Raw genomic sequence first — 21,923 nt, 5'->3', positions numbered from 1 at the left:
TCTGGCTAAAGGATATTACAAAAGGTTCTGAATAGAATATAAGGACTGAACTTAGACTAAAATTATAAAAGAGACAAAAGGAAGAATTGACTTCTTTTTGTCTCTTGATTTTATTTCGCATTTAGTAGTTTACACTTAATATTTGCTTTTGCCTGTGTTGGAGTTACATTAAAATTCCGCTCCTCCTCATCTTGTACATACTTAAAAAATTTACAAGTCAAGCAGGTAAGAAATTTCTCCGCAAAAGTTCCACCAGGCTTTCCATGACATAAAGTTCCTGTTATCGTCCAACAAAAACGACCCCCGGCATGTCCATTGTGAACTCCATCAAATTCGTTGGAAAGCGCGGCTGGGCAAACACCCATCTCCTTCACATTCTCACCATTCTCTTCACGTCCACACTGCATTATCTCCCAACAATTCTTCATACACATATTTTGGTAGCAGTAAGCTAGGGTGTGTTACGCAGACATTAAAACTTAGATTCACATCATTGGCCCACTCTTGACAAAAAGTGGCTTTATGGGGATGAAGGCATTTTTTTACTACTGCTTAGGATTTATCATTATAAGTAGCAGTGACAAAAAGAGTTATTTATTCTTTAAGATTTCATCGAGCAGAGCACGCACCTGAAAGTCGCCGAAACCATAGACTTCTTCTCTTTTGCAAAACTCCTGAAATACGGGAGCAAATTCGGTAGTTTCTAAATCGCTAATTATTTTTCGTAAACTTTCCTTTGGTCGGCCTTCATACTTTTCCTTTGACAAACGATCAATTTGCGCATTTACAGCAGGAAGTAAAAAAGGGAACTGCTCTTTTAATTGTTCAGCAATTTCATGCATCCCCATCCAATTCTCATGCTGATACATCCTCCACAATTTGGCCAACAGTTCCAATGATTTGCCAATGATTGCCTTTTTGTGCTCATAAGCCACCGATAGTTCCTGCTGATTCATTCTGCCAAAGCTGTATTCATTCCCTTGATTGGGTCGAACCAGAAAAATGTTCTGTTTCTTATCGTTCTCGAACAGAAGATTCAAGCAAAACCAAAAATTCACCTGGCAAAACAGATCATCTTCGAACCATAGATTCACCTCATCCTTCTCATTTATCTCCAGTATCTTTTTCAGTTCTGCTGAAGTTCCCTGATGATATTCCTCTTCGCTACCTACAGGATACTTGCTGCAAATAAACTTTGCCCTAAGCTGCAATAACTCATCCAAACTGTCACCAGATACATCACCATCCACCAAACATTCGCGTGCTACAATTATTTCGCCCTCGATGTTTTTGGGAAACATCTCTTTTAAACAATCTCCGTTTACAATGTGGTAGGTTCTATGCATATGCTTCAAATATTAAAAATCCTTGTTTTCCTGAATGCCCAATTCTTTTCTCAGTCTGCTTATGGTTACTGGTGAAACACCCAAATAGGAAGCAATATCCTTTAAGGGAACCCTTTCCTTCACATCCTGATTGTTCTCAATGAGCTTCATGTATTTTTCTTTGGTGGCTAACGATTTAAATTCATCCAACTCATGAATGGTATTTATAAAAACACTTTCCATAAAGCATCGTCCCCAATTTGCCCAATCACAATGATCTTTAAACAATGCTTTTACATGATTTATTTTCACCCTGTAAAACAAGCTGTCTTCCAGCAATTCAGTTGTTTCATGTATGTAATTAATATTGATGTATGAATTCATTGAAAAACAGATATTGCCTTCAAATCCGAACCAAACCACCTTCTTGTTTCCCTTCTCATCGATATAATGATTCTTTACTGCTCCTTCTTCAATAAAATACAGGTAAGGCGAGCGAATGTTTTCATGAATTAACACCTCTCCTTTTTTCATGCGAACTTCTTCGAATTCATGAATGATTAAATTTTTGCTTTGCTTCGACAGTTTGTAATACCTATCGATAGCAGAAATCGCATTTCTCATAAAAACATTTTTTGATTCTGACTTAACAAATGTAAAGCAATTTGCCTTTTGACCGAAATATATTTGCAGCCGGAAAATCAGAAAACTGAATTTCAATACTGAGCAATCGGTATTGAAACACAAATCAATTATATACTTACTATGAAATTTTGGAAACAACATTCCACCGAATATAAAAAAACACTATCGCTTAGCATTCCGGTTATTATCGCTCAGGCAGGACAAATTACAGTTGGTTTAATCGATAATGTAATGATTGGTCAATTGGGAACCACTCCCTTTGCTGCGGCATCATTTACAAATACCCTGTTTAGCCTGGTTTTGATATTTGGAATGGGTTATTCCTTTGCATTAACTCCATTAATCGGAAAAAACTATGGAGAGAAAGACTATGCTTCCATTGGATCGTGGATTAGGAATGGTTTAATGGCCAATGCATTTATGGGCGTAGCTTTGGCTGCCGTGTTGCTAATTCTGTATTTTCTGATTCCACATATGGGACAACCAGAATCAATATTGCAAGCCTCACAAGATTATTTGGCCATTCTTATGATATCGGTAGTACCCATGATGATATTCTATGGTTTCAAGCAGTTTGCCGAAGGGGTTGGCGACACCAAAACAGCCATGAAGATTATGCTTTGGGCCAACTTAATCAATGTAGTGGGAAACTACCTGTTTATGTATGGAAAAATGGGCTTACCCGAGTTGGGTCTTATTGGTGCCGGAGTCGGAACCTTAATGGCCAGAACATTTATGGCCATTGCTTTTATCATACTCTTCCATAGAAATGAGAAGTTCAAGTTCTTTGTAAAGCTTTACCAGCAAAGCAGATTTTGTTGGGACAAATGCTTGCAGGTTGTGAAGTTGGGACTTCCATTGGGAGGTCAATTGGTAATGGAAGCCAGTGCATTCGGCTTATGTGCCATCATGATGGGATGGGTTAGTGAAACAGGTTTGGCTGCCCACCAGGTTGCCATTACTCTCTCTACTCTTGGTTTCATGATTTATCAGGGATTGGGAGCTGGAACCACCATTCGTGTGAGTCATTACAAGGGAGAGAACAATAGCCTAGGAATTAAAAGAGCAACCAAAACCGCCATGCATCTTATGTACCTGTATTGTGCACTTTTAATGCTTGTATTTATAGGTGCTCGCAACATTTTGCCACTGATGTTTACCAACAATCACACGGTTATCAACCTGGCAGCACAAATGCTCGTTGTTTGTAGTATTTTTCAGTTGGTTGATGGCATTCAGATTGTTCTGGCAGGAACATTAAGAGGATTTGCCGATGCTCGTATTCCCGTAATGATCACCTTTGTATCCTACTTTGTGATTTCCTTGCCTTTTAGCTACCTATCGGCATTTGTATGGGGCTTTGGTGCAGTAGGAATATGGTTTGGTTTTCCCGTAGGTTTATCCATTTGCTGCACACTATTCCAATTGCGATACAAATATTTACTGAAGAGATTTTAAAAGAAAAGCGAAGCATTTAGCTTCGCTTAATATTTTATTTTACCGTTAAGCGCTTTTTGCTTTCGCAATACACGACCTACAAGCTTACACTATCAGGAGGTTATACTTTCAAATCCAGAATTGCCACCATTTCTTATTTCGTTTTCTTTCTGCACTTTCCAACTCATCCTGTAAAATTTCTTCATGCTGTTTTGAAATTATATCAAGATAATCTGCCCAAGTTTCTGCTTCAACTGTCAAATGCTCCTTTGAACCCTCAAGATCAAAAACATAGACCTTTTCTTCCCCATTTAATTTTATAAAATAATAGAATTCTCCACCATCAGAACCTATTGAAAAACATTTGTCTTCTGGTTCAAATATTCCATTACAATCTATTACATGTTTCACACTGTTACAAAGTGAGAATTCTGCTCCAAACGAATCGTAAGCAAATGGATAGTCCAACATTGTTCTAATATAAAAGTCAGGCAACTTAATATTCAGCTTATCTTCAATTAATTTTATATCTAATTCAGTCATGTTTCAACTAATTATCTGTAGGACTTAAAGTATTTCTACGAGCATTTTAATATGTCACTAATTTAGAAATGGAATCCGATAGAATAACGAACAAGCAACGATTTTTTTACAACTCTTCCACCAGTTGAATATGATTGCCACAGGTGTCATTAAAAACTGCAACTTTTACATTTCCCATTTCAGTAGGTTTCATACTAAACTCAACACCCAGTTTCGTCAATCGCTCATATTCGAAAGATACATCCTCAACGTCAAATTGCGTCCAGGGAATCCCTGCTTCCATTAATGCATCCTGATATACCTTGGAAGGTTCAAAATGATTTGGTGCTGGTTCCAACAAGAGTTCTGGTCCATCCTGCCAATCCTTAGAAACCAAGGTCAGCCATCGATTACCACCTCCTAATGGCTCATCTTTCTTTTTTAGGAAGCCTAATTTCTCTGTATAGAATTGTAAGGCTTTTTCTTGGTTTTGAACTGGAATGCTTATTAGTGTTACTTTCATGATCTGTGATTTTTATATTGCTTCCAACTTGTATATAAAATGTATTTCCCAAGGCTACCGCACGAGTCCTTTTTTATAGTCCTGATTTAAAAATAGAATGCAGTCAAATCGCGCACCAGCATGGGAATAGGAGTCGGTTGAATTACCGGTTGAATCCCGCATTACACATCTATTTTGTTAGCAAAAGTGTTATCCTATTATCTTCTTACGATGTTTTAATCCCCAATCCATTGCTTCGTTAATTAAGTTTTCTAGAGTTCTCCCGTGAGCAGTAAGTTCATATTCTACTGTGATAGGCTTTGTTTCTTTCACTGTTCTTGTAAGTATATCATTGGTTTCCAATTCCTGCAAATCATTGGACAATTTTTTTGGAGCAATACCATTTAATGCTCTTTTTAATTCCATAAACCGCATTGATCCGTTCAAAAGTAAAGTTCCAACAATCTGAATTTTCCATTTCCCTGAAAGTAATTCCATGGTGTCCCCGATAGCTCTTAATTGAGATGCACATTGTGGTGATAGTTCAATTTTATTTTTCATCTTCCTGATAATTAATATAGTTTCGCAATGGAAACTAGTTTCCTAAAGGAAATACATAGTAAAAGTAAACTATTAATTTTTGATTTTTGTAATCTCATTAAAAAATAAAGTGATGAAGAAAATTAATAATCGTACTTTTTTAATTGTACACAGTAGTGTTTATGCAATTTTTGCAATTGCCTTGTTCTTTCTCCCTCAAATTATGTGGCCAACTTATGGTCTTCATTTGAATGATAAGTATGCAATCTTCCTATCTCAACACAATAGTATTTTTTTAGGTGGAATAGCCATACTTGGCTTTTTATTTAGAGATGTAGAAAGCGGAAGTAAAACAGCCCATAAATTATTCACAGGCCTAATGCTTACAAATATCCTGGGAATAATTGTAACATTTTATGCAGCTGTCACTGAGATTTTTGTTGGCTTTGGATGGTCTGATCCTGCATTCTTCATGCTAATGGCTGTAATGAGTTATATGAAACTTAAGGATAACAAATAAGATAGATAAGATGAAAATATTGGATGCGATAAAAAACAGAAGGAGTATACGCAAATACACAAACCAGGAACCTGCCTCTGATTTAATTAAAAATGTATTGCATGCTGGCAACTGGGCGCCATCAGCAGGCAATAGCCAACCATGGGAGTTTATTGTAGTAAAGGGTGAGGTAAAACGTGAAATTTCTCAAGAATTCTACAATTTTGCAAAAGACTATATTCCAAAGGCGGCTTATATTCCTAAAGATCAAAAAGCCCGTATGCTTGAATACTCAAAAGACTTTGGTGGAGCACCAATTCACATTATAGTCAGCTATCCAAATCTAAACGATAAAGAAAAAAAAGAAGAGGCTTTGAAAGCCAGTTGTGCTGCAATTCAAAACATTCTTTTGCAGGCAACAGTAAACGGTTTGGGTACTGTGTGGGTTGATGGTAATATAACTCATTCTAAAACGGTGAAGGAAATTATCGGACTTTCAGATGATCGCTTAATAGCCGGTATCATTCCCATTGGATATCCTGACAGTAATCCGCCGGCACCACCAAGACAAGATCCAGAATTAAATGAAAAAGTAAAATGGCTAGGTTTCTAGTAGAATAATAATGTATTAAGAAATTAAAATTTAAAATTATGGCAGTAATAATGTATGTAGATTTTCCTCACGCAGGAGTTTTTGGAGAGGAAATGGCTAAGCAAATGACAGACCTTGCAAAAAGCATAAACAATGAGCCAGGAATGATTTGGAAAATTTGGACTCAAAATGAAGCAGATAAAACTGCTGGTGGAGTTTACTTATTCGATACCAGAGCCAATGCCGAAAAATATCTGGCAATGCATAGCAACAGATTAAGCCAGTGGGGATATTCCGATATTAGAGGACGAATTTTTGAGGTTAATAAGACGCTTTCTGAAATTAATAAAGGACCTGTGGGTTTATAAGATTTTAGGAAATCGGTATAATAACCCCACACTATGGCACGAGTCCTATCATATGGTCCTGTTTTAAGGCTGGAACGCGATTGAATCGCGCTCCAGCAGTATCATTTATAAAGCATCGGATTTAAACGCTTATTTTAGCTCTGTGATCTTAACCACCACAAATTTACTCTGCTGCAAAGCTTTAAGTGTATTATTTAAGGATGGAGATTCTATAATGAGCACATCACCATCGCTTAGTCTGGCCCCGTTAATTTCAATTAATCCTTTATAAAGGAAAATGAAATTCATTTTACCATCCATATCAATTTTTTGTTCGGTATTTTCCAGAACATTAAAACCTTTTACTTGGCCTTTGGTATTCGATTTGCACATCAGATTAAAGTCGGTACATTTTCCTTTCGAAAAGCTTGTCCATTCACCCTGAAAATGATCTGTATCCAAAGGTTTTAAAACTTTGCTGTGATGATGTTCATGCTCCAGTTTTATTTGGCCATCAAGTACCATAAGGATTCGTTCAACTCCCGGCAATGGTGTAAAGGTTGATTCTTCGATTTCTACCGTCGCGCTTGATATCCTGAAAAGGAAATCTCCATTCTTGTATTGAGAGCCTTCAGGAAAAATATACAATTCGGTAGTTGTTCCACCAGCCCATTTGCTGGCCAGATGCTCTTTTTTAATTCGGTAATTCACATTAAGTTCCTTTAATTCTTCACTACTATCCTCAGGGAAATTTTTATTTATTTTATCTAAGTTCGTCATATAGTGTCTTTGATCTTTTATGCTTGTTTCCGTCTCTGTCCATTGCATAGCAACCGCTCTTGGGCACAGTTATTATTCATTTTTTTTCATATTCAATAAAGTCCCATGGAATTTCTTTTTTGAATATTTGAATTGACTCTTCCATAAGTTCCAAGGGGATATCTTTTTGAAATAATGTCACAGTTCTATTCCGTTTTGTGTCGTCACGGAATATTTCAATAACTAGTTTGTCTTCTCTGTAGATTTCCACTCCAATTCCATCTCGATCACCAACATCACTTGCAACAATTACTCTGTCCTTTGGAAGTGTCATATATACTGTCTTTTTTTTCAATCATGTTTTATTGTCCTTTGAGCTGATCCCTGCCAAGTCTGTTTAAGTTTATAATTATCCAACTCTTTTTCTGGATATTCACCATCAAAAGACCAAATTTCCATGTAATCAATAAGTCCGTTCTTAAAAAATAGACTTGCTTCAGCACCAATTTTGAGTTGTGTAGATTTTATTAATACTCCATTTAGCATTAGGTCCGATTCATCCAACTTATATTTCTCGATACCATCAAGATGTTTAAATGATACGAAAAGTCCAACTCCTGTATAGTTAAAGTCTTCCATGCTAAGGAAATTTATTTGGAGCTTAGCTTTTTGTCCCTCATTATTTCCATCTAATAATAGATCCAAAATGTCGAGTATGTATTGCGAATGAATCAATGTCTCTGGTTTTAATTGTGTCAACTTGTATATAAAGTGCATTAATGCCCTATGCTACCGCACGAGTATCCTCGTGTGGTTCTGTTTAAAAATGGAACGCGATAGAATTGCGTACCAGCAGGGGGCTTCTGCATAAGTATTTTTTGATTCATCAAATCCACTCAAGCCACGTCAACAACCTCGATATTAAGAAGCCTAAAAGAGCAAATAAGATCATACTTATTAATTTGTGATCTGTCCATTTATAAATTTTATTCAAAATATTTTTTGACTTTCTATCTCCTACTTCTGAATACTGGTTAAGTTGATTCTTATCCTCACCTGATGATTGATTGATTTTAGTTTGATTATCACCAACTACCATATTACCATAATTGGTAATATTATTGGTTTTATTGTTCTCATTAATCATATATTTATCATCGATAATTTTTAATGAAGCTAAATACTCAACACCTTCTAAGCTTATTGAATAACTTCTATCAATTGTTCTGTGAAATGGTAGCCCAGGTACAGCACCTCCATCTTTTTCTATTTTAATAATCCATTTCTTAGATTCAAGTTCAGACATAACTGACTCAAACTCATTGATACCTCCACCAGGTAAATTACTTAAAAGTAAATCACTAAAGGAAATTGGTTTATTATTATTATGTAGGATATTCAAATAATGAATTAATAAGTCTTTGCGAGACTCATATTCTCCTGTTTGATGAAATAAATTACTCTTCTCCATTAAAATTGATTAATTAATCTTCAATAACATTGCGTCTAATGTAGCAAAGTGTCACAATTAACATTCATTCTTACCTCCATCCATTCGATACTAAGGTATACATTATAAACCATTGACATTTATGATGGTCTTCTCTCCATTTTTTTCAGTTTATTGTCTTCAAAGTAAACTCTATACATTTTTGTTTTATTTACATCAATAAATTGTCTAACAGCAATATCGTAATTGCGATCTGTTGATAAACCATAATATACACCAGTCAATGACTCTTTGATTTTCAAATTACAGTATTGATTATCTAATATTAGAAGTCTTTTCTCACATTCTTTTTCCCAATAATGTGATTTTGAAAGAAACAGTGATTCTAGATTCCCTTTTATAAAATTATCGATATTCTCTTTTTTTGTTAGGTCATTATTCCAATGAAACCATTTATTTTTCTTTGGTGAATAATCTATATTTTGGAACTTCAAAATATCGATATCGCTATTTTCATTCAGAAATAAATCAGTGTCTATCTCAAGACAAATTCCATTATGATTTTCCGCATATTGTGCCCACATCATCTCGTTTTCATAGCCAGGATAGTCATCAGACTGAACAAAACAAAGAGCTTGAACTTTTGATTTAATTTCTTCACCAAACATATACATACTATCAAAATGTGATTTATCTATTGCAAAGTCTAATTCAGGATACATATCCTCATATGGAACATTCACACCACCAAAAGCCCACTTTTGATTTTCTTTTGGTCCATTCATTCTATTTAAATAGTTTGTTCTCAAGGTCATTGATGGCAATATAAATTCAATTGCTGTGCTTAACTTAGTGTAATGATATATCTTTGGCATCCGTTCTTTTTGAAACTTTTGGTTTTGTATACAACATTCATTTTTTCTCTTTCGAAAAATGAAAATACAAAACAATCCCCCCTGTACAAAGCATTCGTATTAATATTTTACACTCAATTATAAATCAATAATTAAAAACAAATCTTTCCATTAATTCTTGTTACTAAAGCAAGTAACAGTTCTATTTCGAATATCCTACTGCATTACATATTGTCGAGAGCATTTTTTTACGTCAAAATTGCCTTTACATTTTGTCGAGAGCTCATTTTTGTCTCAAATTCGGCTTTACAGATCGTCGAGAGTTCTTTTTTGTGGCAAATTTGGCTTTACAGGTCGTCGAGAGCATTTTTTTACGCCAAAACTGCTTTTACATTTTGTCGAGAGCTCTTTTTTGTCTCAAATTCAGGTTTATAAATCATCGTGAGATCTTTTTTGACTCGAATTAAACTTTACATATCGTCTTGAGCATATTTGCAAAACCAGCTTCTACTTATAAAATATCGGGAGTCCGTCCACTGAAAACCTCTGCCATTACTCGCTTTAATTGATTTACATTCGTGCAAATATTATTGTTACACCATAAAATCATACTATTTTGTTTTTCAACAAATAAAATCAACTAAATTAACATTTAAGCACAAAAGCATCAAGCAATATCGATTTTAGTTTGTTAATATAAATTTTTAACATTTTTCTTGCATATACTTCACAAACAATTTTATAAATTCAACATCGTAATAAACAATAAACCAAATCACAAAACAATGGAAGAAAAAATTTTAAGTTCTTATTCGGCAAAACAAGTGGATAACATGGCAGAAAACATTCTATTCGAAATTGATAAAACCGACTGGAGTGCTGATGTATACTTTACTGAGATTATAGCGAAGTTGCGAAAAGACAAAGAAGTTCTGCAAAATTCTTTAGGTTTGATCCGTAGTGGTGATTATACCGAGGAGTTATCGGAACGAGATGCCATTTTTGATAGGGACATCATCTGTTTTAAAAACTTTGTTGAATCGAACAAGTACATGCGTGAAGAGGCAAAAGCAGTTGCAGCAAAAATAGTTTGGAAACATATTGCTGCCAATGATTTACAAATGTACCGTTTGGGTTATGAGGAGCAAATTGCCTCGGCCAATTCCTTATTTGTCGAACTCGATAAACCTGAAAACAAAGCTTTAATTGATTTGTTAATAGGTGCAAAAGAGGCTTTAGATTTGGCAAAGGAATCGAATGCCAATTTGTTGGAAACCTATCGCAAAAGCAAAGAAGCCAAGTCGGACAAAGAGGCAAGCATTGCTGCATCGCTTCAACAAAAAAAGGTACGCGAAACCATTAACGAAGAGCTTGTACCTTATTTAAGTGTAATGGCAAAGGCAAAACCTGATACTTATGCTGGCACTTACAAGATTATTGCTACGTACATTGATGATGTGAATACCAAAGCCCGTGCAAGATCGACCAGAAATACGGCTGAAGAGCCTGTTACTGAAGAACAGGAATAAATAGAATTATATGTTTGGAATAAGTCTTCATTTTATTTCTATTACAATTAGAGCCGCAACATTTTGCGGCTCTTTTGTTTTAACATGCCAAGCATCTTAAAGATGCCAGACATGTGCATGCATTTTATTATTTTCAAGTTCGTTGATGCTTGGCTTAACACCTCCCTAAATACCCCCTGAAAGGGGGACTTTAGCCACTGCATCAATTGCTGAACACTCCTTCTATTTCAAATCAAATCGATCCAAGTTCATTACCTTATTCCAGGCTGAAGCGAAATCGCAAACAAACTTTTCATGAGCATCGGCACTGCCATACACCTCGGCGATTGCCCTTAGCTCCGAGTTTGACCCGAAAACCAAATCGGCACGTGTAGCCGTGTATTTTACGGCTCCACTTTTGCGATCGCGAGCCTCAAAGTGCTCATTCTTTGCTATCCATGCCAAATTCATGTCCAGTAAATTCACAAAGAAATCATTGCTTAACACCTCCTGTCTATCGGTAAACACACCGTGTTTCGACTCATTGTAATTGGCATTGAGCACACGCAAACCACCCACAAGCACGGTCATTTCGGGTGCTGTTAATGTAAGCAGCTGAGCCCGGTCAATCAACAAGTCTTCGGTAGATACGGCATATTTCTTTTTCTGGTAATTTCGGAAAGCATCGGCAATGGGTTCCAAAACGGCAAAGGATTCAACATCGGTTTGTTCCTGCGAAGCATCCATGCGTCCCGGAGCAAAGGGAACCGTTATATCAACTCCAGCATCTTTCGCTGCTTTTTCCACTCCTGCACAGCCTGCCAACACAATAAGGTCGGCCATCGATAGCTTCTTGTTTCCCGATTGTGAGGCATTGAATTCTTCCTGAATTGCCTCATAAGTTTTCAGCACTTTTTGCAATTGCTTGGGTTGATTTACTTCCCAATCTTTTTGCGGTGCCAAACGAATGCGAGCACCATTGGCTCCCCCTCTTTTATCGGAACCTCGGAAAGTAGAAGCCGCAGCCCAGGCTGTGCTAACCATTTGCGAAACACTTAAACCCGATGCCAGAACTTTTGATTTTAGGTCTGCAATATCATTCTCATCAATCAGCTCATGATCTACTGTCGGAATCGGATCTTGCCAAATCAGATCTTCGGCAGGTACTTCGGGCCCCAGGTAAAGGCTTTTCGGTCCCATATCGCGATGGGTCAACTTGAACCATGCCCGTGCAAAGGCATCGGCAAATTCGAGCGGACGCTCATAAAAACGTCGTGATATCTTTTCGTAAGCAGGATCAAAACGCAATGACAAATCGGTAGTCAACATGGTAGGCTTTCGTTTCTTTGAAGGATCATGAGGATCTGGCATTTCTTCCTTGGCATTTTTTGCCACCCATTGATGTGCTCCGGCCGGACTTTTGCTAAGCTCCCATTCGTATTCAAACAAATTCTTAAAGAAATAATAGCTCCATTTGGCAGGGGTTTGTGTCCATATTACTTCCAGGCCTGAGGTTATGGTGTCGCCTCCTTTTCCGCTTGCATAAGAGCTTTTCCATCCCAAACCCTGTTCCTCCATCGAGGCAGCCTCGGGTTCTGGCCCTACGTGCTCAGCATCTGCCGCTCCATGGCACTTCCCAAAGGTATGTCCACCTGCAATTAAGGCTACCGTTTCTTCATCATTCATCGCCATTCGTGCGAATGTTTCGCGAATGTCTTTTGCCGCAGCAAGAGGATCGGGATTTCCATCCGGACCTTCTGGATTTACATAGATCAGTCCCATTTGAATTGCCGCAAGTGGATTGTCGAGTTTTTCCAGGTCTAAATCGCGCTTGTCATTTTCCAACCATTCAGATTCTGATCCCCAATACACATCCTCTTCGGGTTCCCAAACATCGGCACGACCACCTCCAAATCCAAAAGTTTTAAAGCCCATGGATTCCAATGCTACATTTCCTGCCAGAATCATCAAATCGGCCCATGATATTTTATTGCCATATTTCTGTTTCACAGGCCAGAGCAATCGACGAGCCTTATCGAGATTGGCATTGTCTGGCCAACTGTTTAAAGGCGCAAATCGTTGTTGTCCGGCGCCAGCACCTCCCCTTCCATCGCCAATGCGATAGGTCCCAGCACTGTGCCATGCCATGCGAATAAACAAAGGTCCGTAATGTCCAAAATCGGCAGGCCACCACTCTTGCGAATCCGTCATCAACTCATAAAGATCATTTTTAAGCGCTTTATAATCCAAACTTTTAAAGGCTTCGGCATAATCGAACTTCTCGCCCATAGGATTCGACAAGGATGAATGCTGACGAAGAATGTTGAGCTTTAATTGATTGGGCCACCAATCTCGATTTTTGGGTCCTCCTCCTGCATGACTGTGCTTCCCTACAGCTCCGGTTACCGGACATTTGCCTGTGTTTCCTGTATGATTTTCCATGATATTTTATTTTAAAGTGATTTTTCGAATCTATAATTTACGAAAGAAGTAAGCTTGATCAAAACCTTCTCACTTTTTAATTTACAGATATTTACCGCTTTAAATCAAAACACCATTAAGCGCATATTGTTTTCTTATGTCACAAACATGTCAAGCATCTTCGAGATGCTTGACATGCAAATGCAGTTTACAATTCCAGTGAAAGTAAGCCAATCATTCCATGATAAAAAAAAGCCGCAACATTGTGCGGCTCTATATTTTCACGAACATGTCAGCACCTCAAAGATGCCAGACATGTCAATAAGGTTCATCACCAATCCTTTAATTGCATGTAGGTAAGGTTGGGTAGCAAACCAAGTTCTTTGTAAAAGTCAATTGTATTCTCGTTGCACGAAGCAACATACAAGCCTATTTCTTTACACTGCTTTGATTTTAGCCACTCCAAGTGCATCTGGGTTAGTTTTTTTCCGATTCCATTTCCCCTTTCACTTTCCAACACATGCAGAGATTCTATTTCTCCCTTGCAATTTTCAATACTCGAGATACAATATGCGCAAATGCGATTGTTCTTTTTTGCAATGCTTATTTTCAAGTTCTTTCCACTCTGAACAATGGCGTTCATTCGAGTATCAAAATCCAGACTTGCATACTGAGAGGTAAAGTTCTCATCAATCTCTTCATGAAATTCTTTATTGCATATCCAAACTTCTTTAATCAAAGAGATTTCTTGTGGTTCAATGTCTATATAGTCAATCATATTGGCTTAGTTTATGCTTCCCCCCTAAATCCCCCTAAAAGGGAGACTTTGGCTGCTGCAAATAAATGCTGATTGCTGGAAGCTTTTCCTACCTTGTTACTTGTCCCTTTTTCCTTGGCTCTTGGCCTTTTAATATTGTAAAGAGATCCCTCGTTTCCTCGGGATGACTGTAACTTTATCCTTTATCCTTTATTCCTCTACCCGCTTCAAATCCAAATCCTGAAAGTCGAAACTGAAATCGATATTGGGAGAGATTCCTTTCATTTTAAGAGCTTGCGCCTTGCCTTCCTCATCCAGGGCAAACATGGCAAAAGCATCGCAATTCATATCGCGATAAGCCCATTTTACCGCAAAGCTGTTGGCCTTGTAATAATGCATTTTACCAGTAAGTTTAGGCGATCGCAAGGAGCGCATCCACAATTCACCATCCTTCTCGTACACTTCCATTTTCCCAAACCACTTGTCACAATACAAACCGATGTAGTCTTCCTTATTTATCTCTATTTCTTTTGCAAGATCAACGATATTCCAAACTGCATTCACAACTGAATCTACCTTGTTTTGCGTTCCTTTAAGACGCTCTGCTGCAAAGGCATTCCAGTTGGTTGGTTTGGCTTCGATATAAGAATCGATAATGGCTTGTGGTATCATGTAGTAAGCATATCCACCAGGCAGGGTGTTGGTTAAAACAGCTATCCCCACATTCAGTTCAGGAATCAATACGGTTTTAGAAAGCATGCCTGGCAATCCCCCGGTATGACTGATAATGGTATATCCTTTATAATCCTCGATCACCCAACCTAAACCATAGGCTTTGTAGTGGTTCTCGTATTTGCCATTTCCTTTCGCCGAAAATTGAAGCATGGTGTGAGCTCTCCACATGTTGTTTTGATTCTGCTGCGAGAACAAGTGTTCATCCTCGCCATACTTTCCGCCATTCAAATGCATTAGCAACCATTGGTTCAAATCATTTACACTGGCGTAAATGCCACCTGCGGCATCCATTAATGGATTGGTGTAGGCATCCACAATTTCCAACTCACCATACTCCGACGAATGGGGCAATGCTACATTATCCTTATTCTTAATTCTCTTGAACGATCCTGCAGAAGCATTCATTTGCAGTGGTTTCATAATTTTCTCCTCTACAAATTCTGCCCAGCTCATGCCACTCAATCTATGTATGATTTCACCCGCTACGATGTACAACAAATTGTCGTAATCGTACTTGGTACGAAAGTCCGAAACTGGTGTTTGGTGCTGAAAACTATTCAGGATATCATCTATGGTGAAATCGCTGCCATCAGGGAAGATCATTAAGTCACCTGCGCCCAATCCCAGTCCGCTGCGGTGACACAGCAAGTCTTCCACCGTGAAATTATCTCGCACATAGGAGTTGTACATGGTAAATTCAGGAATGTGCTTCACCACCTTATCCTTCCATGACAATTTTCCCTCATCAACCAATATGGCCAAAGCAGCAGCCGTAAATGATTTGCTGTTTGAAGCTATAGCAAACAAAGTATTTTCATCCACAGCTTGTTTGCTTTCAATGGATCTTAGGCCATAACCTTTGGCGTGAACTACTTGCCCATTGTGCACCACCGATACGGCAAATCCAGCCATTGGAAAGGATTCTAATGTTTGATTGGCAAGGGAATCAATTTGAGATGAGCTTAATCCTTGGGCTTTAACCAAAATACTGCTAAGGCAAAATACCAATAACAGAAGGCAGCTTAATCGTTTTGTTTTAAACATGACAATTTAGTTTAAGGTTCAATTTAGTGGTGTGGTGTTTTGGAATTTTTGGGATAATCAATTGCTTTCCTTTCAAATATAGCTTAGTTGACAGTAATATTCAAATCATAAAAAAGCGAGACGAAATTGCCTCGTTCTTATTTTATGCTTTAATCCGTACTTTATTCTCCTTCCCACTCCTTATAAAACTGATCTAAATATTGCTCCATAAACATATGACGCTGTTCTGCCATGGCTTTACCGGCTCCGGTGTTCATTCTGTCTTTTAAAAGCAACAGTTTTTCGTAGAAGTGATTGATGGTTGGAGCCGTTGATTTTTTGTACTCCTCCTTTGTCATATTTAAATTGGGTTCAATTTCCGGATTGTAAATTTCCCTGTTTTTGTGGCCGCCATAATTAAAGGTGCGTGCAATACCTATAGCACCGATTGCATCCATACGATCCGCATCCTGTATCACATCCAACTCTGGTGATTTGAACTTTTGAGCCTCTTTTCCTCCTTTAAAAGAAATGTTACTGATGATCTGCTCCACATGTACAATTACATCCTCATCAACCTGCTGAGAAGATAAAAATTCTCTTGCCTTTTTTGGTCCAACACTCTCATCGCCATTGTGGAATTTTGAATCGGCAATATCATGCAATAATGCCCCCAATTCAACCACAAACAGATCAATTTTTTCGTCTTGCGCCAAATGCTTGGCCGTTTTCCATACCCGGTAAATGTGCCACCAATCGTGACCTCCTTCGGCATTAGCCAGTGTTTGCTTTACAAATTCTACGGTTTGATTTATGATCTGATCTTTATTCATATTTCATTTTTAATTTGGAATGTGAAGATAGAAAGAGGAACGTAATTATTAAAAAATGCTAGCTTAAACAAACTTATTTATCCCACACTTTTCTAGTAGCTAAAATTTCCTGACAAATGAATCTGGCTACATTTTCATCACGATACATTTCATGTGAAACATTGGGAATGATATTATTTTTCAGTTCTAATTGTTCAAACCAATCTGAATTCGGTTGATATTTATCCTTTTCTCCATAAAACAATCGAATATAACAATTGGGTTTTTCAGTTTCATAACGAAGTCTGGTTGATGAAAGTGCAAAGAACGCACGAATATTCATTTCATTTAATGCAGCTTTCCAACCAATGACACCACCAATGCTAAAAGCAAGTATCTCGATAATTTTATGGCCTTCAGCCTTTAAATTCTCAACTGCTCTGGAAATTCCACCATTCACAAACTGTTCATGAAGCTTACTTTCCTGATAAGCACTTTTATCTACTCCTCCCAATTCACATGAATCGTAGAATTTTACTGTATAAATTGAAGATAACGGTTTGGAGTAAAATTGAATCCAATCCGACTTTTCCCTACCCCACAAGTCAGACAATACAATGAGTACTGGTTTCATGAACTGTTTTTATGAGCGAAGATAATTGAATTATTATTGTTTGAAATCATTAAGTATGATAATGAAAAGCAAAATCAGTATGAAATGTACAATGTATTATGATGTTGTGGTAGTAGTAAAAACGGCACTGGCCATTAAGATCACCATTACCGCCATTAATGCATCATGTATTTCTTTTACTGCCTTTCCTATTGATGAGCTCAACTGTCCTTTTTCTATAATTCCTTTTATTTTCTTCCTGAACTCTTTGGCTCTCTCCTTGCCATAAACCTCATTGTTTAGTTCACACATGTCAATCAGACTGATCAACATGATTTCATTCATATCAACCTCACAATCGTTGATAAGGATATCATTCAAGCGTTTTCTGAGCATATTTTCAGGCTTTGTATTTTCAGCTGGAAATTTATCTACAGAAAAAATCCATAAAATCTTTTGTTCCTCCCTTCTTAGAATGCCTTCCTTTATTAATTTTTCTACTGTTCCTTCTTTAATGGAAGAATATTTTTCCCCGATGGTTTCTACCCAGGTTTGAATGGATCTCTCCTTTTTGGAACCACTAATCATATCCAGGAAATGATCCAATAAGGCATCACCACAAGTTTCAGTTGATTTTACCTTTAGTTTCTTCCCTTCCACAACGATTCGTTCCTGTAAAGAAAGTTCCAGAATAATTGCTCCCGCCAGACCATATGCAAAAGAAAAACTGTCCGTAATGAAATTTCCTTTCTCATCATCCAATGCCAATAGTGTAAGTTGATCAACTAAGTTAAGGTTCATATTTTATAGAATTGCTTGTGAATAATGTGATCTAAATTACAAATTTATTGATACAAAAAATCCCAGCAGGAAATTCTGTTGGGTCAAATCCACCACGGGATAAAACCCGTGGGAATACAGTTCTCCATAGATATTAATAACCTATACCTGCGGCCATAATGTTGTTAGGATCGAAGGCGTGACAAGGTGTAACACCATGCACCATATCGCATTTAGGGCAATGTCCTTCGAATTCTTCCATGGTAAAAGTTTCCTTACAACCATGACATTCAATATCCATAGGCATTGGCATCAATTGCTGAGCAAAACCCATCATTCTAATTTTATCAACTACCTGTTTTCCGTTCTCAAAGCTTCCTGCGCATCCGTCATGCATAATTATTTCCTCCTGATTAGTTAGTTACTGATATTTGGCTTAAGCCACATTCCAGTAATTAATATTTTAATTTATACTTTTAATATTATTTATTTTTGGAGATTTTAACACCCCTCTGGCTATCGCCATCTCCCCTAGAAGGAGAGAAACTGTTTCCAATTGAAAATCTATTATTAATTACTAATTATTCATTCTTAATTAGAAACCTATGTCTTCCTGTCGGATAATTTCACCATGACGAAGACGAGTTCTCATGTTCTGAATCACATTGTCCATTCTTTCCAATTCGGTAAGAAGGTTTTGCTCATCACCACTGGTTTCTATCACCTTATGAATCCCTCCGTTCTTGATAACAATTCTTCGATCTCCCATTAGTGCCAAAATAGGATCGTGAGTCGCCATTAGTACAATTTTCTCTTCGCCTACCAACAGTTCCAATGCTTTCTTGCGATCGATACCTGCATTTTCAATCTCATCAATCAAAATAATTGGAGACTTACTTAGAATGGCAGTATCTGCAATCATTAAGGCTCTCGACTGCCCCCCACTTAAACTGGTAATTGGAGTATCCAAACTAAATTTCTCTCCTGCCAAGTTATTAGCTTGTTCAAATATCTTGTTGATTACACCTTCAACATCTTCAACCAAACGGCTCTGTGCATGTAACTCTATAAACTCATAAACCGAAAGATCCATTACAAAGTTCATGTTCTGAGATAGCTGAGCAACCAACTTATGCCCCGAAGTAACTCGCCATTTCTTATCGCCTTTCTCGCCATTTACCAGAATGGTTCTGGACGTTGGCGTATCATTTTGTGCTACCCATTCAATATCCGCCAACAATCGACTTTTACCCGAACCTGTTGGACCTACAATACAAACAATCTCACTTTTGTTAATGGTCAGCTCTTCAAATTTTTCCTTCTCACCCGACTTATTGGTTCCAGGCAAAAGTGTAATGCTATTCACTCCTTCATCCTCATCTTCACCAAGGAAAGCCAACATTTGCGCAATGTATTCGGTCATGGATTCCAATACCTGAGTCTTATCCATTGCACGATTTTCTTTTTCCTCTTCATCATCCAAAATGTTCAGAAAATCATCCAGTTTTTCATTGATTTGTCCATCTACATCCAAGGTATTTTCTTCGAAAAATCCAGGTAGAAAAGGATACTGCTCAAATAACTCGGCAATTGTTTGTTGTTGTATATCTTGTATTGTAATCATTATGTCTGTTTTTTAATCCACCAGCTAAAGCAAGTGGCTAGTCATTGGATTATTTACTTTCTCCTTTAAACTTATTACTTCTTCCCTTTCTTATCTTCCATGTCGATTTTTCGAACATTACCCATTTGGTAGCTCTCACCAATTCTGGTTTCACCCAAACAGTATGAACAAAGCGCCGATGGCATTGAGAATCGAAGTTTTTCACCAACCAATGTTTTCACCTCTACTTTTTCATCATACAGCAAAGTACTTAATTCGTATGCTCCCTGACCCGTTAATCCATTTACGTGCATAATGCTTGCTCCTGGATTTACTGTATTCACTCTCGATGCAAAAACCTCACGTTCAGCCTGTGATACGATATCACCCTTTGTAATGATTACGATATCGGCAGATTTCAACATCGGACCAATTTTCTTTGGTGTGTTAATTCCACTCAAATTATCGATTACACAAACTGCAGTTACACTCTTAACATATGGAGAACAACGATTACACAATCCGGCACTTTCGGTAATTAAAATATCCAAACCTTCTTTAATTCCCCACTGGGTAACTTCCTCGATATTACTTACGAAATAATGATCAGGGCAAAGAGATCCAGACAATCCTTTCTTTACTTTAACACCCGCCTTCTCATATAAAATATCATCATCGGTATAAAGGCAATCGAATTTTACTACTCCTACTTCCAAACCACGTTTCTGGAAAGAATCTATGGTTTTAAGAATCACTGCTGTTTTCCCCGATGAAGGAGGTCCTGATACTGTAACTAAGTTCATATGTTGTGTTGTTTAAAGTCTGAATGATAAATTAAGATTTCTATTTAGTTGCTAGGTGTATAAGACAATGGCCCCAAATTCTTAAACGATTCATCTCGAATAGAGTTGTTGAAAATCGTTTCACACTTCTTAATTAAAGATCCAATGTCATTGTTATTGATGTAATCCCAACCCAACCACATGAATTTGTTTTCTTCCGGTAGTCTATTGTCAACATTTGGATTGATACTTGGGAACAATCCCTGGTGAGAAAGAATCTCTCCAACACCCTTCGAAGCAAAGAAGTCGATAACTGGTTGAGTTTTTTCCAAACGATCTTTCTTCGTTAGCATAAATATTGGGCTAATAATGGCACCATCTTCAGGCCAAACTGCAATCATTGGACCACCTTGTTTTACCATCTTGGTAAAGAAATATGGCATAATGGTTACCGCAGGTTTTTCGCTCTTTTTGGTATGTGATTTTACCATTTGTGATGGGTGCATACTCTCCAGTAAACAAGCTCCAAGACCTCGTACACCTTCTTCGCCATAAGCCTTGTAGATATGCAACAACATCGAGTTGAACAAATCGAAATCACTAATTGGTAAACTTACACTTCTTTTGAATTCTGGCTTAAAGATATCTGCCCAAGTGCGAGGTACAGGTCTGTCACCCAATTCTGCTGTGTTCACCAAAAATACTGCAGGCACAACTCCAATCATTGAGTAGTGTCCTTCCGGATCTTTCAAGCAAATCTCTTCATTGTCGAAATCTTTATTCAATCGTTCAAAGCCAGTACTATCTTTAAATACACCTTGTTTTTTAAATTTACCCATCAATTTCTCATCGAAGAATAAATCAAATCCTGCCGAAATAAAGATATCTGCTAAATTATCGGTATTCTCCTGGTTGATTACATCATCAATTAACCAATCCAATCCCATTGAAGCAGCCTTTAAATCATACACAATTTCATTCTTGTATTTCTTCTCGTAATCAGTAATAAAAGAATCGATACCTTCTACTAAAGGAACTCGAACCGGACAAGGCAACAAACCTTGAACATGAACCGAATCTTCTTTTTTCTCTTTTGTCTTCTGGTTTAAATCACCATCAACCTGCCCACGAACAGAATCAATACCTTCCACTAGCAAAGCAGAAAAAGTATCCACATTCAGTTTTTTCATCTTCAAAGCCATCTCCAAAGAAAGAGATTTTCCTAAAAGAGCTCTTTTCTTTTCATCCTCTAATTGCTTGAATCCGTTCGAAACAAAAATTTTCACTGTTTCAGGATATTTGGTACAAATATCAAGCAAACTATCTGTGGTATTAAAATATTGATTCTCCATTATGAAATCGATTTTTATTGATTTTCTATTGCAAATGTAGATGCTCCAACAAAAATAAATTGTAA

Annotated in this window: 26 protein-coding genes; 5 read left to right on the top strand and 21 right to left on the bottom strand. The window is 37.3% G+C overall.

The features are described from left to right. Positions 1-110: 110 nt before the first annotated feature. From ACKPCA_RS02485 to ACKPCA_RS02475, 3 genes are all read right to left on the bottom strand, one after another. On the bottom strand, positions 111-428 hold the full coding sequence (locus ACKPCA_RS02485) for a two-CW domain-containing protein (RefSeq protein ID WP_321281167.1): 318 nt from the start codon (positions 426-428) through the stop codon (positions 111-113). Positions 429-590: 162 nt separating this feature from the next. Continuing rightward, complete coding sequence (locus tag ACKPCA_RS02480) at positions 591-1,346, bottom strand: DUF1835 domain-containing protein (protein WP_321281166.1); 756 nt, start codon at positions 1,344-1,346, stop codon at positions 591-593. 12 nt (positions 1,347-1,358) lie between these two features. Then, positions 1,359-1,949: a Crp/Fnr family transcriptional regulator gene (locus tag ACKPCA_RS02475; protein ID WP_321281165.1), complete on the bottom strand. Its 591-nt coding sequence runs from the start codon at positions 1,947-1,949 to the stop codon at positions 1,359-1,361. Between the two features lie 141 nt (positions 1,950-2,090). Here ACKPCA_RS02475 and ACKPCA_RS02470 point away from each other — a divergent pair, with 141 nt between their 5' ends. Then, positions 2,091-3,428 (top strand): MATE family efflux transporter, encoded by a 1,338-nt coding sequence (locus tag ACKPCA_RS02470; protein WP_321281164.1) that lies wholly within the window; start codon positions 2,091-2,093, stop codon positions 3,426-3,428. Positions 3,429-3,536: 108 nt separating this feature from the next. Here the strand turns inward: ACKPCA_RS02470 and ACKPCA_RS02465 are convergent, their stop codons facing one another. From ACKPCA_RS02465 to ACKPCA_RS02455, 3 genes are all read right to left on the bottom strand, one after another. Continuing rightward, the gene (locus tag ACKPCA_RS02465; protein ID WP_321281163.1) at positions 3,537-3,950 is read right to left on the bottom strand and encodes an SMI1/KNR4 family protein; all 414 of its coding nucleotides are present in this window, start codon (positions 3,948-3,950) and stop codon (positions 3,537-3,539) included. A 106-nt stretch (positions 3,951-4,056) separates the two neighbouring features. Next, positions 4,057-4,452 (bottom strand): VOC family protein, encoded by a 396-nt coding sequence (locus ACKPCA_RS02460; RefSeq protein ID WP_321281161.1) that lies wholly within the window; start codon positions 4,450-4,452, stop codon positions 4,057-4,059. Between the two features lie 189 nt (positions 4,453-4,641). Further along, positions 4,642-4,992: a winged helix-turn-helix transcriptional regulator gene (locus ACKPCA_RS02455; RefSeq protein WP_321281160.1), complete on the bottom strand. Its 351-nt coding sequence runs from the start codon at positions 4,990-4,992 to the stop codon at positions 4,642-4,644. A 112-nt stretch (positions 4,993-5,104) separates the two neighbouring features. On the opposite strand from ACKPCA_RS02455, the gene ACKPCA_RS02450 reads away from it, so the two are divergent. The 3 genes from ACKPCA_RS02450 to ACKPCA_RS02440 are packed head-to-tail and all read left to right on the top strand — an operon-like array spanning position 5,105 to position 6,430. Next, a complete protein-coding gene (locus ACKPCA_RS02450; RefSeq protein ID WP_321281159.1) occupies positions 5,105-5,491 on the top strand; it encodes a hypothetical protein in 387 nt (128 codons plus the stop codon). A gap of 10 nt (positions 5,492-5,501) precedes the next feature. Then, positions 5,502-6,083: a nitroreductase family protein gene (locus ACKPCA_RS02445; RefSeq protein WP_321281158.1), complete on the top strand. Its 582-nt coding sequence runs from the start codon at positions 5,502-5,504 to the stop codon at positions 6,081-6,083. Between the two features lie 38 nt (positions 6,084-6,121). Further along, the gene (locus tag ACKPCA_RS02440) at positions 6,122-6,430 is read left to right on the top strand and encodes a monooxygenase (protein WP_321281157.1); all 309 of its coding nucleotides are present in this window, start codon (positions 6,122-6,124) and stop codon (positions 6,428-6,430) included. A 129-nt stretch (positions 6,431-6,559) separates the two neighbouring features. Here the strand turns inward: ACKPCA_RS02440 and ACKPCA_RS02435 are convergent, their stop codons facing one another. The 5 genes from ACKPCA_RS02435 to ACKPCA_RS02415 form a co-directional block, all read right to left on the bottom strand. After that, positions 6,560-7,189 (bottom strand): HutD/Ves family protein, encoded by a 630-nt coding sequence (locus ACKPCA_RS02435; RefSeq protein WP_321281156.1) that lies wholly within the window; start codon positions 7,187-7,189, stop codon positions 6,560-6,562. A 76-nt stretch (positions 7,190-7,265) separates the two neighbouring features. Further along, complete coding sequence (locus ACKPCA_RS02430; RefSeq protein ID WP_321281155.1) at positions 7,266-7,502, bottom strand: hypothetical protein; 237 nt, start codon at positions 7,500-7,502, stop codon at positions 7,266-7,268. A gap of 17 nt (positions 7,503-7,519) precedes the next feature. After that, positions 7,520-7,807, bottom strand: coding sequence for a hypothetical protein (locus tag ACKPCA_RS02425; protein ID WP_321281154.1), 288 nt, complete (start codon positions 7,805-7,807; stop codon positions 7,520-7,522). A gap of 247 nt (positions 7,808-8,054) precedes the next feature. After that, positions 8,055-8,639, bottom strand: coding sequence for a hypothetical protein (locus ACKPCA_RS02420; protein ID WP_321281153.1), 585 nt, complete (start codon positions 8,637-8,639; stop codon positions 8,055-8,057). Positions 8,640-8,758: 119 nt separating this feature from the next. After that, positions 8,759-9,493, bottom strand: coding sequence for a DUF2971 domain-containing protein (locus ACKPCA_RS02415; protein WP_321281152.1), 735 nt, complete (start codon positions 9,491-9,493; stop codon positions 8,759-8,761). Between the two features lie 764 nt (positions 9,494-10,257). Between ACKPCA_RS02415 and ACKPCA_RS02410 the strand changes: the two genes are divergently transcribed. Then, positions 10,258-11,001 (top strand): DUF6261 family protein, encoded by a 744-nt coding sequence (locus ACKPCA_RS02410; protein WP_321281151.1) that lies wholly within the window; start codon positions 10,258-10,260, stop codon positions 10,999-11,001. Between the two features lie 222 nt (positions 11,002-11,223). Here ACKPCA_RS02410 and katG read toward each other — a convergent pair whose 3' ends face one another. The 10 genes from katG to ACKPCA_RS02360 form a co-directional block, all read right to left on the bottom strand. Then, complete coding sequence (katG, locus tag ACKPCA_RS02405; protein WP_321281150.1) at positions 11,224-13,422, bottom strand: catalase/peroxidase HPI; 2,199 nt, start codon at positions 13,420-13,422, stop codon at positions 11,224-11,226. 310 nt (positions 13,423-13,732) lie between these two features. Beyond that, complete coding sequence (locus ACKPCA_RS02400) at positions 13,733-14,179, bottom strand: GNAT family N-acetyltransferase (protein WP_321281149.1); 447 nt, start codon at positions 14,177-14,179, stop codon at positions 13,733-13,735. 189 nt (positions 14,180-14,368) lie between these two features. Continuing rightward, on the bottom strand, positions 14,369-15,937 hold the full coding sequence (locus tag ACKPCA_RS02395; RefSeq protein WP_321281148.1) for a serine hydrolase: 1,569 nt from the start codon (positions 15,935-15,937) through the stop codon (positions 14,369-14,371). 161 nt (positions 15,938-16,098) lie between these two features. Continuing rightward, the gene (locus ACKPCA_RS02390; RefSeq protein WP_321281147.1) at positions 16,099-16,749 is read right to left on the bottom strand and encodes an HD domain-containing protein; all 651 of its coding nucleotides are present in this window, start codon (positions 16,747-16,749) and stop codon (positions 16,099-16,101) included. Positions 16,750-16,822: 73 nt separating this feature from the next. Further along, the gene (locus tag ACKPCA_RS02385) at positions 16,823-17,362 is read right to left on the bottom strand and encodes a hypothetical protein (protein WP_321281146.1); all 540 of its coding nucleotides are present in this window, start codon (positions 17,360-17,362) and stop codon (positions 16,823-16,825) included. Between the two features lie 96 nt (positions 17,363-17,458). Then, the gene (locus ACKPCA_RS02380) at positions 17,459-18,142 is read right to left on the bottom strand and encodes a GOLPH3/VPS74 family protein (protein ID WP_321281144.1); all 684 of its coding nucleotides are present in this window, start codon (positions 18,140-18,142) and stop codon (positions 17,459-17,461) included. A 133-nt stretch (positions 18,143-18,275) separates the two neighbouring features. Beyond that, complete coding sequence (locus ACKPCA_RS02375; RefSeq protein WP_054717872.1) at positions 18,276-18,518, bottom strand: hypothetical protein; 243 nt, start codon at positions 18,516-18,518, stop codon at positions 18,276-18,278. A 198-nt stretch (positions 18,519-18,716) separates the two neighbouring features. Further along, the gene (locus ACKPCA_RS02370; RefSeq protein ID WP_321281143.1) at positions 18,717-19,745 is read right to left on the bottom strand and encodes an ATP-binding cassette domain-containing protein; all 1,029 of its coding nucleotides are present in this window, start codon (positions 19,743-19,745) and stop codon (positions 18,717-18,719) included. Positions 19,746-19,819: 74 nt separating this feature from the next. Next, positions 19,820-20,527 (bottom strand): GTP-binding protein, encoded by a 708-nt coding sequence (locus ACKPCA_RS02365; protein ID WP_282014588.1) that lies wholly within the window; start codon positions 20,525-20,527, stop codon positions 19,820-19,822. A gap of 44 nt (positions 20,528-20,571) precedes the next feature. Then, a complete protein-coding gene (locus ACKPCA_RS02360) occupies positions 20,572-21,858 on the bottom strand; it encodes an ABC transporter substrate-binding protein (RefSeq protein ID WP_321281141.1) in 1,287 nt (428 codons plus the stop codon). Positions 21,859-21,923 lie beyond the last annotated feature (65 nt).

Origin of the sequence: Marinifilum fragile, from assembly GCF_963677365.1 — a bacterium.
Taxonomy (GTDB): Bacteria; Bacteroidota; Bacteroidia; order Bacteroidales; family Marinifilaceae; genus Marinifilum; species Marinifilum fragile.
The sequence above is the reverse complement of the archived record's forward strand: the minus strand, read 5'-3'. Positions and strand labels throughout refer to the sequence as shown.